Origin of the sequence: Paenibacillus sp. BK720 (genome assembly GCF_011761545.1) — a bacterium.
Lineage (GTDB): Bacteria > Bacillota > Bacilli > Paenibacillales > Paenibacillaceae > Pristimantibacillus.
The window spans coordinates 26,496-40,416 of record NZ_JAASRQ010000010.1 but is presented as its reverse complement, the minus strand read 5'-3'; the positions used below and the strand labels follow the sequence as shown (position 1 = coordinate 40,416).

Sequence of the window (13,921 nt, the reverse complement as noted above, 5' to 3'; positions counted from 1 at the left end):
AGTATCAACGTGTTTGTGTTTATGCTTAAAATTACCAAACAAACGGCAGCGCCCATTAGGAGCGTTGACCGAACAAAACAGGCGAATTGAATTTAGGAGGATATTAATAATGAACAAAACAGATCTGATCAACAACATTGCAACAAAAAGCGGTTTGACTAAACGTGACGTAGAAGCGGTATTGAACGGCTTCCTCGGCGAAGTGACTGACGCGCTTGCAGGCGGAGATAAAGTACAACTGATCGGCTTCGGTACTTTCGAAACTCGTAAACGTTCCGGCCGCGTTGGCCGCAACCCGCAAACGGGCAAAGAAATCTCCATCCCAGAATCCAAAGTTCCTGCATTCAAAGCAGGCAACAAGCTGAAAGACGCTATCAAGTAATTCATGCGTCTGGATAAATTCCTCAAAGTATCCCGGTTGATCAAGCGCCGTACGGTGGCAAAGGACGTGTCCGAGCAAGGGCGCGTATGGATCAACGGCCGTGAGGCGAAAGCTAGCAGCACGGTTAAACCAGGGGATGAGCTTACGATCCAATACGGACAGAAGACGGTAACCGTTCGCGTCGAACGGATTGCCGAAACTACCCGCAAGGATGAAGCCGGTGAGCTTTACACTTTGATCAAGGAAGAACAACGCCCGCGCGAGGATAACCTCGGCTGGTAAACAACAAAGGGCTGTCACCTCAAGTGGCAGCTCTTTTTTTCCATTCTAAGAGTTAATATTTCTTTTCATACATAGCTTAGAATTCTCCGGACTGAAACGCTCCCCGTCTAAGGACGGCGAAGCCGGTTCACCTTGATGCTCAGGAGGTAGGCACCTGTGATTGCAACCATGACGAATTTGCCCGAAATCCGTCCTTCAAAAGGCGGCGTATTAGGGATGACTTTTTCTCTCTTTGTTAAAAATGCCGCGGTGCTGCTGCTCATAACGGCCATTACGATTGTACCGGTCGAACTCATCGTCTGTTACGGTTTTTCTAACCTGTCTATTGATAGTATCCTCAAGGACATTGTTATCTCTCAGCTCTTTCTAACCTTATTGACCCCTGTTGCGGTTCATTATCTGGTTGAGAGACTTCGCGGCGACAAGGGCAGCGTTGCCGATGCTTACCGCTGGGGGCTTCGCAAGTGGCTGCGGATGATCATGTATAATTTTTTGCAAGGCGTCATTTTTACGGCGGGGCTTCTGTTGTTCGTCATTCCGGGTTTGTTCATGTACGTAAGGCTTCTGCTGCTTCCCGCCGTCGTCTCCATCGAGAATACCTCCGTGACGAATCCGCTCGAGAGCAGCCGCAATATGGCCGCAGGGCAATTCTGGCGTTTTATCGGACTTGGCGTTGTAGTCAATCTATTTAGCTTTCTCATAGGGCTTGGCGCAAGCAAATTGCTGCTAGAGTCGGGGATGATCAACGGGATTACGGTTACGCTTTATTATTTGTTCATAGATTGGGTATCGCTGATTAGCGTTATTCTATCTCTTGTGTTGTATCTCACGATCAGAACGGAGCAATTTGGAGCGTCCGCTCGGGCGGCTGAAGAAGCTGCCGTAACAGCGTAACCGAACCGGCAAAGAGTAAGAGCGTTTCTCTCAAGGGAGATACGCTCTTTTTGTTTTCTATAAACAAACATATCAATGATATCATTAAAAATTTATTGTAAAACGATAAATACTGTGATACTTTAAGGGTGATTTTTCACTATGCAGAGGAGGGGCACACTTATGGAATTGCAGCCCTTATGGAATGCCGTTTTGTTACGCCGCATCCGGCAGCTTTTTATTTTTGGTTATCAGCAGGCCATGTCCTGTATTTTTCCGGTTATTATATTCGCGTCGCTCGCTTTAACGAAAGTTATATCCATACCCTACGTTCATCGTTACGATCTGCTGCTGCTGATCTGCCTGATTGCCCAAGTTGGTATGGTTGCATTGAAATTGGAGACCGTCGACGAACTCAAAGTAATATGCATGTTCCATCTCATCGGATTGATGCTTGAACTGTACAAAGTGCACATGGGCTCCTGGTCTTATCCGGGCGAAGGCTGGTCGAAGCTGTACGGAGTGCCGCTCTACAGCGGATTTATGTACGCCAGCGTTGCGAGCTACATCTGCCAGGCGTGGAGGCGGCTGTCGATTTCCGTCTACGGTTGGCCGAGGCAGCGTTATACCGTCATGGTCTGCGCAGCTATTTATTTGAACTTTTTTACCCATCACTATTTATGGGATTTGCGGTGGGTGCTGACGGTTCTTTTGGTTGCCGTCTTTTACCGGACATCCTTTACGTACAAGGTGGGGGGCAGGGAATACCGCATGCATGTTGTGCTGTCCTTCCTGCTAATCGGCTTCTTCATCTGGCTCGCGGAAAATATTTCGACGTTTATGGGGGCATGGGCTTACCCGGATCAGGAGCATGCCTGGCATATCGTCCATCTGGGGAAAATTAGCTCCTGGTTCCTGCTCGTTGTCATCAGCGTCATTATCGTGGCGCAGCTAAAGCGCGTAAAAAGCGCGAGGGACGGAGGCAATCCCGCGCTCTAGCGAAAGCGAATATGAAAGAGTAGAATTGCCCCGCGCGGATGTTCTAAAGTTCGTCCAACCCCCATAAGCTAGTCTCAAGCTATGCTTTCGAAGTGGAGGGACGGGTCAATGGTTGAACAAAGCAAAGGGCAGAAGCGGCAGGAAGTCAAAATGCTGAACCGCAAGCTGCTTGAAATCACCGGTGTGCTGAATGTGGAAAGTTTCGACAGCGAAGAGTTTCTGCTCGATACCGATCTTGGCTTCCTGATGATAAAAGGGCAAAACCTGCATATCAAGCATCTCAATCTGGAGCAAAACCTCGTTGCCATCGAGGGGTATGTCCATTCACTCGCCTACTTGGACGCCAATACCTCTACCAAAACAAAAGGCTTATTCGGAAAGCTGTTTAAGTGACCTCCTTAAGCCTTCAGTTCCTCACGATGGGGATGATGCTGCTGTCAGGCATCGGGATGGGCGTAATCTTCGACGGCTACCGGGTGGTGTCGAACGAATTGCGCTTTCCGCGGTGGACGCTGCCGGTACTCGATATGGCGTACTGGCTGGCCGCATCGCTCCTTGTGTTTCGTGTGCTGTACGCCAGCAACTATGGCGAGGTGCGGGCGTATGTATTCCTCGGCTTGCTTATTGGCGTGCTATGCTACTATTGGCTGCTGAGCAAACCGGTCATCCGTACGGTAAAATGGCTGATTGATGCGGTACGAGCCCTCATCCGGTTCACTGTGCGGACATTCGACCTTCTAATTGTGAAGCCGGTCGTTCTGTTATACAGGTTTATCCGCGTATTAATCGGATTTGGGACTGCACTCACTATATTCCTTCTAAAAATTGTGCTACAATTGGTTCGTCCGTTCTGGCTTTTGCTGCGTTTTCTGCTTGGTCCGCTTACGCGCCCGTTATGGCGATGGCTTGGACCAAAGCTTTCCAGCCTGCAGCTCAAGGAAAGAGGGGACAAGATCCTATCAGGCGTTATAAAATTATGGAAACGCCTGTTTTAACGTAGCCCAAGCTTTCCAACCATGAATCATCGCAATGGCCCGGCAACGGCCGATGGGGTGATCATTCATTTTAGGAGGATTACCGTTATGACGACTGCCACAGCCAATCAATCGACAGGGAACGCAGGATCCAAACGCCGTCTGCGCATATGGGCCATGTGCATCACTCTATTTTTGTGCTGGGCGGCTTATACCTTTATTGGTCAGATCAAGGATGCGCGTGCCACGCAGGCGCAATTGACGGAGATCAAGAAGCAGGTAGATGAATCCACCTTGCAGTCCAAGCAGCTTCAACAACAGATCGATCGGCTTAACGATCCGGAATATATCAGACAACTTGCAACGAAGGAACAAGGAATGGTAACACCTGGAGAACAGCAGATTCAGGTCATTAAATAGACGCTACAACGGGTGAACGTCTGTTGACCTTACTTTGACGATTCGGTTATAATCACGATAGTAACGCTATTTAGCTTAGGGAGGAACATTTTATTTTATGGCAATTGAAGTAGGGGCCAAGTTAGAAGGCAAAGTGACAGGCATAACGCATTTCGGAGCATTCGTTGATTTGTCCGGGGGTGTCACAGGGCTCGTTCACATCTCGGAAATTGCCGATAACTACGTCAAAGACGTGAAGGATCACCTGAAAATTGACGATGTTGTTAAAGTCAAAGTGATCAACGTTGATAAAGACGGTAAGATCGGACTTTCCATTAAACAGGCAGTTGACCGGCCTGAGGGCCAAGCAGCGCCACAGCGCGAACCACGCGCAGGCGGTGGCGGCGGTTTTAACCGTGGAGGCGGCGGCGGTCAAGATCGCGGTGGACGTCCTTTCAACAAGCAGTCGGCTGGCAGACCGTCTTACAACAAACCGTCATTCGAGGATAAAATGTCTCGCTTCCTGAAAGATAGCGAAGAACGTATCTCCTCCCTCAAGAAAAATACCGAAGGCAAACGCGGCGGCCGCGGTGCTAAACGGGTCTAAGCTGGATTTTATACAATCATATGAGGGCAGAACCTAAACGGTTCTGCCTTTTTTACCGCAAAAGACCTTATAAATTCCGAGAGTCGGAATTTATAAGGTCTTTTTGGCGATAAAACCTACAGCTAAACGCGGTCGCCCATCTTCGATTTGCATCGATCCGGGATTTCTCACGGCAGCACGCCTTCTCGCTACTCCCCAAAATCTGTGTTTATCAAAAACGCAAGCAGGGTATTAAAGCTCATCCCGTACGGAGCGACAAACTTCCTCATAAAAGCAGGCTCCAGCATTTTCTGACGAAGCAGCTCAATGGTGTTTATCTGCGCCCAATTCGGTCCCGCAAGCAAGCAAAAGACGACTAATCCCCGTTTTTTAACCCCCGCTATGCGCTTTTTTCAAAAAATATACCTCATTTCAAAAAAAGTTTCAGCTTGTTTCCCCGATACTCCCTGCAATCCCGACAGCAGAAAACAAAGATTTCGCTGGCAGTCCGCGGCGCGGCGCGACGGTTTTTGTTGAAGCGGCAGTAGTGCCAATAGTCACGTGTCAGGTTTAAACCCAGTAACGGTGCGGATTTGAAAGCGTTGACAATTTGTGGATGAAGGATTTGGCTTTTGTCGGAAAAAACTTCGGCACACCCACGGTAAACTGACAAACTTCATACGGACATGCTCCTATAATGAGAACCACAACAAAACGAAATGGGTGGTGTTCGAAATGAAAAAAGAAAATGTCATTATGTTTCCTGCGGGTGAGCAACAAATGGGATGGGGACGTTCCATGATGGAGAAGGGCCGCGGATGGTTATCTTCGAGAAGGCTGGTTCAGCTGGTGCTCGCGAAAAAATGGACAATCATGCTCGTGGGGCTTGGCTTCCTGCTCGGAAGGGCGGTGATCTTGGAATCCCTGATGCCCTTCGCTGCGGCTTACTTTGCGGTCGTCTACTTTCTTCGAAAAGACGCGTTCGCCTGGACAGCCGTTTCGCTGGTCGCCGGGAGCTGGTTCGCGGTTACGCCCGCACCCTTATGGATCGGGATGGAGCTCGCCGTTCTATTCTTATTATTTAAAGGCCTGGAGGCTTACGAGAAGGCGGAGCTCGGGTCTGCTCCCTTACTCGTCTTTATCTCCACCTTACTTGTGCAGCTATTTGGACTCTTCATAGGAGATACGATGAGCTGGTATGGATTCATGATGGTGGTGGTGGAGGCAGCGCTCAGCTTTGTGCTTACGCTTGTCTTTATTCAGGCCATACCGGTTCTGACCATGGCGAAGAAGACCGCCTCTCTCAAGAATGAAGAGATTATCTGCCTGATGATTCTGCTTGCCTCCGTTATGACCGGAGCGGTAGGCTGGCAAATTTACGGTCTGTCCGTTGAACATATTATGTCGCGCTTCCTGCTCTTGTTGTTTGCCCTTGCGGGCGGTGCTCCGCTTGGGGCCTGTGTAGGCGTAGTTGCCGGACTCATCCTTAGTCTCGCCGACTTTAACGCGGTTGTGCAAATGAGTCTGCTTGCTTTCGCGGGGCTATTGGCCGGCCTTCTGCGCGAAGGCGGCAAAGCGGCGGTTGCCTTCGGCATGCTGCTCGGCACTTCAATCCTTGCCATCTATGTGGGAAGCGGATCGGATGTGATGACCTCGACATGGGAGTCGGTCACCGCGGCTGTCCTGCTTATGCTTACCCCCAAAATTATGATTCGAACCATCGCCCGCTATGTTCCGGGTACAAACGAGCATGCCAAATCGCAGCATGAGTATGCCAAGCGCGTGCGGGACGTAACGGCGGAGCGGGTATCCCAATATTCGGAGGTGTTCCGCCAGCTCTCGAAGAGCTTTGGCCAGCTGAATAACAACAACACGGCAGGGGCCGTGAAGCAGGAGGAGGAGCTTAATCATTTCATGCAGGCGGTATCGGCGCGCAGCTGCGCGGACTGCCATAGGAATAAAGCTTGCTGGGAGGGCAAGTATTTCCAAACCTATCAAATGATGAAGGACATGATCTCGGCGGTGGACGAGGACCGCATTCCAACGCATAATATGCCGCGCACATGGGCGTCCCATTGCGCTAAGCCGGCTCAGGTGCTTGGCATTATCGAGCAGGAGTACGAGCTTTATAAGAATGATATGCACTGGAAAAAACAAATATTCGATTCCCGCCAGCTTGTCGCGGATCAATTATCAGGCGTATCGCAGGTGATGGAGGACCTGGCGCACGAAATTAAAAGGGAGGGGCAGACCCTGCATCTGCAGGAGGAACAGATCCGCGAAGCATTGGAGGGACTAGGATTATCCATACAGGAGATTGAGGTTATTAACCTGGAGGAGGGGAACGTGGAAATCGAGCTGTACCATCATTTTGCCAGGGGGTATGACGAATGCCGCAAAATTATCGCTCCGCTCTTATCGGATATACTGGGCGAGCATGTGGCCGTCAAATCAGAGCGTCCGGCGGAAAAGAATGGGGAACCAACCCTTGTCGTATTTGGTTCGGCCAAGGAATTTGAGGTAGAGACAGGCATTGCCGGTGCCGCCAAAGGTGGCGATCTGCTGTCGGGAGACAGCTTCAGTATGCTCGAGCTTGGCAATGGCAAATTCGCCGTAGCCATTAGTGACGGCATGGGCAATGGAGAACGCGCGCGCCAGGAGAGCAGCGCTGCCCTGTCGATTTTGCAGCAGCTTCTAAAGTCCGGGATGGATGAGAAGCTTGCCATCAAATCGGTTAATTCGATTCTTCTCTTAAGGTCGCCGGACGAGGTGTTCGCGACGATCGACCTGGCGATGATCGACTTATATACGGCGAGGACGACCTTCATGAAGATTGGCTCGACGCCAAGCTTTATTAAACGCGGAAACGAGGTGATTCCGGTAACGGCGAATAATTTGCCGGTCGGTATTTTGCAGGATATCGAATTCGACTTGATTTCGATGCCGCTGCAGCCGGGCGACACGATCGTCATGATGAGCGACGGCATTTATGATGCGCCGGGCCATGCGGTTAATAAGGAGATGTGGATGAAGAGGATTATCCAGGAGCTGAAGACCGATGAACCGCAGGACATGGCGGATGCCTTGCTGGAGACGGTGGTGAGGTACCATGAGGGCGATATTAAAGACGATATGACGGTGCTTGTCGCAAGGATCGATAAGCATTTGCCGGAGTGGGCGTCATTCCGTTGGCCGGGAATCAACCGGATGGAGCGGCCGCGGACGGTTAGCTGAAGGAGGCAGATGACAAATGGGCGGATGCAGGCTCTTAGACCGAAGCGCGGCAGTTTGCGCTTTGGCTCAAGAGCCTTTTTGCGCGGTTAAAGCCCGAATAATAAATTTTTCTTTGCAAAGGCTGCATAATTTCTCGGGAAATAGGGCAATCTAGCGGTTTATCCCTCGCTCCAAACGGCAAAACTGATAGAGAGGTCATGCTTGTTTGAAGAGGAGGCAAGAAATAATGAAACAAATATTGCTGGTAACGGACGGCTGCTCCAACGTCGGAATGAGTCCGGTTGTAGCGGCGGCGCACGCGAAGGCGGAAGGCATCGCAGTCAACGTGGTAGGTATTCTTGATTATGGTGATGTGGGAGAGCTTGGCGCATCGGAAATAGAAGAGATTGCCCGTGCCGGAGGCGGTCTGAGCAGGCTTGTGAATATGCGGCAGCTGTCGCAGACGGTTCAAATGATGACGAGAAAAACGGCGGTTCAAACGATTCAGCTGGCAGTCCAAAAGGAATTGAAGCAGGTGCTTGGCAACGGTTCGATCGAGGCGCTCCCACCCGAGAAGCGGAGCGAGGTCGTCCGCGTTATCGACGAGCTTGGCGAGACGTCCAAGCTGCAGGTTGCCCTGCTGATTGACGCAAGCGCCAGCATGAAGCCGAAGCTTCGCGCGGTGGAAGAAGCGATTCATGACCTTATGCTAAGCCTGCAGGCGCGACAGGGGCAAAGCGAGATTGCCGTATTCCATTTCCCAAGCAGCAAGCACGGCGAGGACTGCAAGCTGGATCTGGATTGGACCGATAATCTGAAAGGCATTTCTTCTATATTTACGAAATTCCCCATGAGCGGGACAACGCCAACGGGTCCGGCAATGATGCAGGTCATTGATTTTTACCGGCAGGGGGATTATGGTAAGAAGAGCAGAAACGATGAAACGGATGGGATGATGAGTGACTACGTCGTTTAAGTTGAATCTCCGACGCGGTGCGGTTGTAACGGGGAAATGGAAGCATTCCCGTTATCGAGTCGAGCGGCTGCTTGGAGAGGGAGCGAACGGCAAGGTTTATCTCGTTCATGCTGACCGCGGCTGGTGCGCGCTAAAGGTAGGGATGGACGCCGTTGATTTGCAGTCGGAGATTAATGTTCTGCAGGCGCTCGAGAAGCAGGACCGGAAGCAGACCTACCTTTATGAAGTAGATGACCTGCTTGGAGAGGGTGGCAAAGAGTATCCTTTCTATATTATGAGATACGTGCGCGGCGTAACGATTTCCGAGTTCCTGGAGAAAAACGGGCCCGAGTGGTTTCCGCTCATTGGTCTTAACCTGCTTGGCAAGCTGGCCGAGCTTCACCGTAAGGGCTGGGTGTTTGGCGATCTGAAGATCGATAACGTGCTGGTTGCCGATTACGGATACGTAGAGCTGGTTGATTACGGCGGCGTTACGGCGATGGGCAAAGGGATCCGCCAGTTTACCGAAATCTATGACCGCGGGTTCTGGAATGCAGGGTCGCGATCGGCGGATGCCAGATACGATCTGTTTTCCTTCGCCGTGCTATGCATCATGCTCCATGAGCCGAAGAAGCTTCACGCGCTGACGGGAGGGCTGCCGCAAATCCGTTCAACCGAAGAGCTGGAACGCTTAATTGGCGAGTGCAAAGGGCTGGTTCCCGTAGCGGGCTGGCTGAGGCAGGCGCTCGGCGGGCAATTTTTTGACGCTTCGGAAGGAGCGGAGGCCTGGCGAAGACTGCTGCACCGCAAGGATACGCGGGTGAAGAGCGCGAAGACGCCAGGCTGGCTGAAGGGGCTCGCCGCCGTTTCGGCGGTTGTGCTCGGCCTTTCGGTTTACTGGCTGCTTCGAAGTGGTATATAGCTGATATATAGAAGAAACATATACTAAAAGGGGAATGGGGAGATACATACGCATATGGAAACGGGAGACCATAAGCTGCTGACCGACATGATGAAATACGCAGCAACCGAACAGCTATGGTCAAAGGGCGACCGGATCGTGGCTGCCGTATCCGGCGGTCCCGATTCGATGGCTCTGCTGCATCTGCTTTGGCTGGCAGCCCGGCAGGATCAGCTCACGCTTATTGCGGCTCATGTTAATCATGGCTTCCGCAAGGAGGCTTCCCGGCAGGAGGCGGAGGTTGTCCGCCGATATGCGGAGAGGCTGGGCGTACCCTTCGAGATGATCGAGCTCGACATGCCCGCATACATAGAGGAAACGGGAATGAACGCGCAATCCGCGGCGCGGGAGAGGCGTTATGCCTTTCTGCATGAAATTGCGGTAAAATACGGAGCATCCGCCATCGCGCTTGCCCATCATGCGGATGACCAGGCGGAGACGGTGCTGATGCGCGTCATCCGCGGAGCGGGCTTAACCGGACTCGCGGGAATAGCCGCGAAACGGAAAGAAAAAAACGTGGAACTTATTCGACCATTACTTCGTATGAACAAGTCAGACATTGTGCGCTACTGCTCCGGGCAGGATGTTCCGTATTGCCTCGACAGCAGCAACAATGAGCGATATTACTTTCGGAATGTCGTTCGGCTGGATGTTATTCCCTATCTTTCACGATTTAATCCTCAGCTTAATCAGTCTCTAAGGCGGATCGCCGATGTGGCGGGGGCGGAGGACGAATGGATGGAGCTGGAAGGACAGCGGCTCTTTACATCGCTTGTTACGTTGGCGCCGGATGAATGCAAGCTTAATGCCGGTGAACTGACCGGTCTTCATGTCGCTTTACAAAGAAGATTGATTAAACTAATATTAAATTATCTTTCGAAGGATGCAGATATTGCCTCCTTTGACGCGATTGAGACGATGCGGCTTGCGGCAGCCCCTGCAGCCCCGAGTACCTGGCGATACGATGCAGGCTCGGGTGTTCGGTGCATCCGAGAGTATGGCAGCATCCGATGGGTGCGAGTGCTTAACGCATCGGGAACGTCCGAAGACGGCTATGCCTTTTCCATTTCCGGGGATTCGAGGTCGGTGCGTATGACAGCCGGCGGAAGAGTACTTCATATCGAGCGGCTGAAGCGGGGTGAAGCGGTAAAACCTGCGGGACGGAGCGAGGTGTGCTTTGACGCAGATCAGCTTGTATTTCCGCTTACGGTGCGTAATCGGCAGCCTGGCGACCGAATTCAGGTTTTAGGATTAAATGGGTCCAAAAAAGTGCAAGATATGTTCGTTGACGAAAAGATCGCGCCGTCCGAGCGTGAGCGATATCCGCTGCTTGTTGATGCGAATAACCGCCTGCTCTGGATTCCGGGGATACGACGTTCAAGCCATGCTCAAACCGGCCATGAGACAACGGACTTCCTGTTCATTCGGATGGAGAACGAATAAGAAGCACTGCTGTATTCATAATTATAAAGTGAAAGATATGGGAGGATTTACATTTTGTTGAACGATATTAAAGAGGTGCTCTACGACGAAGGACAAATCAAGGCGAAGGTGAAGGAGCTTGGCGAAACGTTAAGCCGCGACTTCGATGGGCGTAATCCGCTCGTTATTTGCGTCCTCAAAGGTGCATTTATTTTCATGTCTGACCTGGTCAAAGAGATGCCGATTAAACTTGAGATCGATTTTATGGCGGTATCGAGCTACGGGGCTTCGACCAAATCGTCGGGCGTCGTAAAGATTATTAAAGATCTTGATGCTTCCGTGGAAGGGCGCGACGTCCTGATCGTCGAAGATATTATTGACAGCGGTCTGACGCTGAGCTACCTGATCGATGTGCTGGAGCGCCGCAATGCCAAGTCGGTAACGGTTGCCACGCTGTTCGACAAGCCTGCACGCCGTTCGGTTGATCTCGAAGCGGACTACACCGGCTTCTCGCTGCCGGATGAGTTTGTTGTCGGCTACGGCCTCGATTACGCAGAGAAATACCGCAACCTTCCGTTCATCGGAATTCTGAAGCCGGAAGTTTACGAGAAATAGAATTTGCGGTTAAACCGGCATGTCTCCCCTCACTCTTGGTTCTATTGAGATGGAAAGTCATGCTATGTTAAAATATTAAAAGCGTCTTGAGAGGAGGTAGGGGATGAATCGGATCATCCGTAATACTGGATTTTATTTGATCATCTTTTTAGTAACGGTTGGGATTATTCAGTTTATCAGCAGCCAAAATAATACTACCGTCGGAATTCGATACGATCAGCTTCGCCAAGCAATCAGTTCCAACAACGTGGAAGAGCTGACCGTGAAGTACGATGGTTATACTTATTTGGTTTCAGGTAAATATAAAGAACCGCCTGCGGACTCCAAAAACGGAGAAAAGAACTTCTCCTCGCGTATCGGTCTAGAAGCGGGGCAGGATATTCTTGATGCAGAGAAGCAATACGGATTTAAGCTGAACTACAAGCCAATGGATACACCCAGCATCTGGCTTACGTTCCTTACTTCCATAATTCCGTTTGTGATCATATTTATTTTGTTCTTCTTCCTGATGAATCAAGCTCAGGGCGGCGGCGGCAAAGTAATGAACTTTGGCAAAAGCCGTGCAAGGCTGTACAACGAAGAGAAGAAGCGCATTACATTTGAGGATGTGGCGGGTGCCGACGAAGAGAAGCAGGAGCTTGTCGAAGTCGTTGACTTCCTGAAGGATCCTCGCAAATTCAACGTCGTGGGCGCGCGTATTCCGAAGGGCGTATTGCTTGTGGGTCCTCCGGGTACCGGTAAAACGCTCCTTGCCCGCGCGGTAGCCGGCGAGGCTGGCGTACCGTTCTTCAGCATCTCCGGTTCGGACTTCGTGGAAATGTTCGTCGGCGTCGGCGCATCCCGCGTCCGCGACTTGTTCGAGAATGCGAAGAAAAACGCTCCGTGCATCATCTTTATCGACGAGATCGATGCGGTTGGCCGTCAGCGCGGCGCCGGACTTGGCGGCGGACATGACGAACGCGAGCAAACGCTCAACCAATTGCTCGTCGAGATGGACGGCTTTGGCGCCAACGAAGGCATTATCATCGTCGCTGCGACGAACCGTCCGGATATTCTTGACCCGGCGCTTCTTCGTCCGGGACGCTTCGACCGCCAAATTACGGTTGACCGTCCAGACGTGAAAGGCCGCGAAGCGGTACTGAAAGTCCATGCGCGCAACAAGCCGCTGGCAAAAGACGTGAAGCTAGATGTGATTGCGAAACGTACGACAGGCTTTACCGGCGCGGATCTCGAGAACCTGCTGAACGAAGCAGCGCTTCTTGCAGCCCGTCGCAACAAGAAAGACATTGCCATGCAAGAGGTTGACGAGGCGATTGACCGCGTAATCGTTGGTACGGAGAAGAAGAGCCGTGTCATCAGCGATCGCGAGAAACGCATCGTCGCTTACCACGAAGCAGGCCACACCATCGTCGGCTACTTCCTGGAGCATGCGGACATGGTACACAAAGTCACGATTATTCCGCGCGGCCGTGCCGGCGGTTACGTCATCATGCTTCCGAAGGAAGACCGTATGCTCGTAACGAAGCAGGAGCTGCTTGATAAAGTAACGGGTCTGCTTGGCGGACGCGTTGCGGAAGAATTGTTTATCGGCGAGATTGGTACTGGCGCATACAGCGATTTCAAGCAAGCGACCGGTATCGTTCGCAGCATGATCATGGAATACGGTATGAGCGACAAGCTTGGCCCGATGCAGTTCGGCCAATCGCAAGGCCAAGTATTCCTGGGCAGAGATCTTGGGCATGAGCAGAACTATTCCGATAAGATCGCTTACGAGATTGATCAGGAAATGCAATTCTTCATTAATGATTGCTACAACCGTGCGAAGCAGTTATTAACGGAGAAAAGCCGAGAAGTACATCTGATCGCTCAAACGCTTCTTAAAGAAGAAACGCTCGAGCTTGAGCAAATCAAGAATTTGATTGAATCCGGCGGCCTTGAAGGCGGAGATGAGTCTGCAGGAGAAGGCAGCGGTGCGGCGGAATCCTCTTCCGAACCAATCGTTGATACGATCGGCGGCGTGAAGGTCCGTATTCAGACCCGCGATGCAGGCGAGATTACACCTCCTGAGCTGGATGAACAAAAACCAGACGACGAAGATCCGAACAAAGGATCTTAATAAGAATCAGCTGTCCGATGTTTGCCTGATAGCAAACGAAGGACAGCTGTTTTTGTTTGCCGTTTGGGTTTTAGGGGTATTAACCAGAGACGTATCCTGGAGATGTAAGATTCTTATCCGAAAATTCAGAAAATTCATAGCACA

The 13,921-nt window shown here is 51.3% G+C and carries 14 protein-coding genes; all 14 read left to right on the top strand.

Going from position 1 to position 13,921, the window contains the following annotated elements; translation table 11 throughout:
* Positions 1–109 precede the first annotated feature (109 nt).
* The 14 genes from FHT67_RS27890 to ftsH all read left to right on the top strand — a co-directional run bounded on the left by FHT67_RS27890 (position 110) and on the right by ftsH (position 13,777).
* Complete coding sequence (locus FHT67_RS27890) at positions 110–382, top strand: HU family DNA-binding protein (protein ID WP_012772051.1); 273 nt, start codon at positions 110–112, stop codon at positions 380–382.
* 3 nt (positions 383–385) lie between these two features.
* The gene (locus FHT67_RS27885; RefSeq protein WP_132312939.1) at positions 386–664 is read left to right on the top strand and encodes an RNA-binding S4 domain-containing protein; all 279 of its coding nucleotides are present in this window, start codon (positions 386–388) and stop codon (positions 662–664) included.
* A gap of 156 nt (positions 665–820) precedes the next feature.
* On the top strand, positions 821–1,558 hold the full coding sequence (locus FHT67_RS27880) for a hypothetical protein (protein ID WP_167202016.1): 738 nt from the start codon (positions 821–823) through the stop codon (positions 1,556–1,558).
* A 162-nt stretch (positions 1,559–1,720) separates the two neighbouring features.
* A complete protein-coding gene (locus FHT67_RS27875) occupies positions 1,721–2,536 on the top strand; it encodes a DUF817 domain-containing protein (RefSeq protein WP_167202015.1) in 816 nt (271 codons plus the stop codon).
* A gap of 108 nt (positions 2,537–2,644) precedes the next feature.
* Entirely contained in the window at positions 2,645–2,929 is a 285-nt protein-coding gene (gene yabP, locus FHT67_RS27870; RefSeq protein WP_127496999.1) for a sporulation protein YabP, read from the top strand.
* Positions 2,926–3,531, top strand: a complete 606-nt coding sequence (yabQ, locus tag FHT67_RS27865) for a spore cortex biosynthesis protein YabQ (protein ID WP_132312933.1) — start codon at positions 2,926–2,928, stop codon at positions 3,529–3,531. The genes yabP and yabQ overlap by 4 nt, the downstream gene beginning before the upstream one ends.
* An 87-nt stretch (positions 3,532–3,618) precedes the next feature.
* Positions 3,619–3,930: an FtsB family cell division protein gene (locus FHT67_RS27860; protein ID WP_165930831.1), complete on the top strand. Its 312-nt coding sequence runs from the start codon at positions 3,619–3,621 to the stop codon at positions 3,928–3,930.
* Between the two features lie 97 nt (positions 3,931–4,027).
* Positions 4,028–4,516 (top strand): S1 domain-containing RNA-binding protein, encoded by a 489-nt coding sequence (locus FHT67_RS27855; RefSeq protein ID WP_127496997.1) that lies wholly within the window; start codon positions 4,028–4,030, stop codon positions 4,514–4,516.
* Positions 4,517–5,230: 714 nt separating this feature from the next.
* Positions 5,231–7,729 (top strand): stage II sporulation protein E, encoded by a 2,499-nt coding sequence (gene spoIIE, locus FHT67_RS27850; protein ID WP_167202014.1) that lies wholly within the window; start codon positions 5,231–5,233, stop codon positions 7,727–7,729.
* Between the two features lie 226 nt (positions 7,730–7,955).
* Entirely contained in the window at positions 7,956–8,684 is a 729-nt protein-coding gene (locus tag FHT67_RS27845) for a vWA domain-containing protein (protein WP_132312927.1), read from the top strand.
* A 1-nt stretch (position 8,685) separates the two neighbouring features.
* Positions 8,686–9,585 (top strand): protein kinase domain-containing protein, encoded by a 900-nt coding sequence (locus FHT67_RS27840; RefSeq protein WP_208403646.1) that lies wholly within the window; start codon positions 8,686–8,688, stop codon positions 9,583–9,585.
* A 54-nt stretch (positions 9,586–9,639) separates the two neighbouring features.
* Positions 9,640–11,067 (top strand): tRNA lysidine(34) synthetase TilS, encoded by a 1,428-nt coding sequence (tilS, locus tag FHT67_RS27835; RefSeq protein ID WP_132312923.1) that lies wholly within the window; start codon positions 9,640–9,642, stop codon positions 11,065–11,067.
* A 54-nt stretch (positions 11,068–11,121) separates the two neighbouring features.
* Entirely contained in the window at positions 11,122–11,661 is a 540-nt protein-coding gene (gene hpt / locus FHT67_RS27830) for a hypoxanthine phosphoribosyltransferase (RefSeq protein ID WP_012772064.1), read from the top strand.
* A gap of 103 nt (positions 11,662–11,764) precedes the next feature.
* Positions 11,765–13,777 (top strand): ATP-dependent zinc metalloprotease FtsH, encoded by a 2,013-nt coding sequence (ftsH, locus tag FHT67_RS27825; protein ID WP_132312921.1) that lies wholly within the window; start codon positions 11,765–11,767, stop codon positions 13,775–13,777.
* Positions 13,778–13,921 lie beyond the last annotated feature (144 nt).

What these genes read in the sequence shown, in the direction of transcription:
- FHT67_RS27890 (WP_012772051.1), top strand. Translation starts at nt 110, where the DNA reads ATGAACAAAACAGATCTGATCAACAACATTGCAACAAAAAGCGGTTTG.
- FHT67_RS27885 (WP_132312939.1), top strand. Translation starts at nt 386, where the DNA reads ATGCGTCTGGATAAATTCCTCAAAGTATCCCGGTTGATCAAGCGCCGT.
- FHT67_RS27875 (WP_167202015.1), top strand. Translation starts at nt 1,721, where the DNA reads ATGGAATTGCAGCCCTTATGGAATGCCGTTTTGTTACGCCGCATCCGG.
- yabP (WP_127496999.1), top strand. Translation starts at nt 2,645, where the DNA reads ATGGTTGAACAAAGCAAAGGGCAGAAGCGGCAGGAAGTCAAAATGCTG.
- FHT67_RS27860 (WP_165930831.1), top strand. Translation starts at nt 3,619, where the DNA reads ATGACGACTGCCACAGCCAATCAATCGACAGGGAACGCAGGATCCAAA.
- FHT67_RS27855 (WP_127496997.1), top strand. Translation starts at nt 4,028, where the DNA reads ATGGCAATTGAAGTAGGGGCCAAGTTAGAAGGCAAAGTGACAGGCATA.
- spoIIE (WP_167202014.1), top strand. Translation starts at nt 5,231, where the DNA reads ATGAAAAAAGAAAATGTCATTATGTTTCCTGCGGGTGAGCAACAAATG.
- FHT67_RS27845 (WP_132312927.1), top strand. Translation starts at nt 7,956, where the DNA reads ATGAAACAAATATTGCTGGTAACGGACGGCTGCTCCAACGTCGGAATG.
- tilS (WP_132312923.1), top strand. Translation starts at nt 9,640, where the DNA reads ATGGAAACGGGAGACCATAAGCTGCTGACCGACATGATGAAATACGCA.
- ftsH (WP_132312921.1), top strand. Translation starts at nt 11,765, where the DNA reads ATGAATCGGATCATCCGTAATACTGGATTTTATTTGATCATCTTTTTA.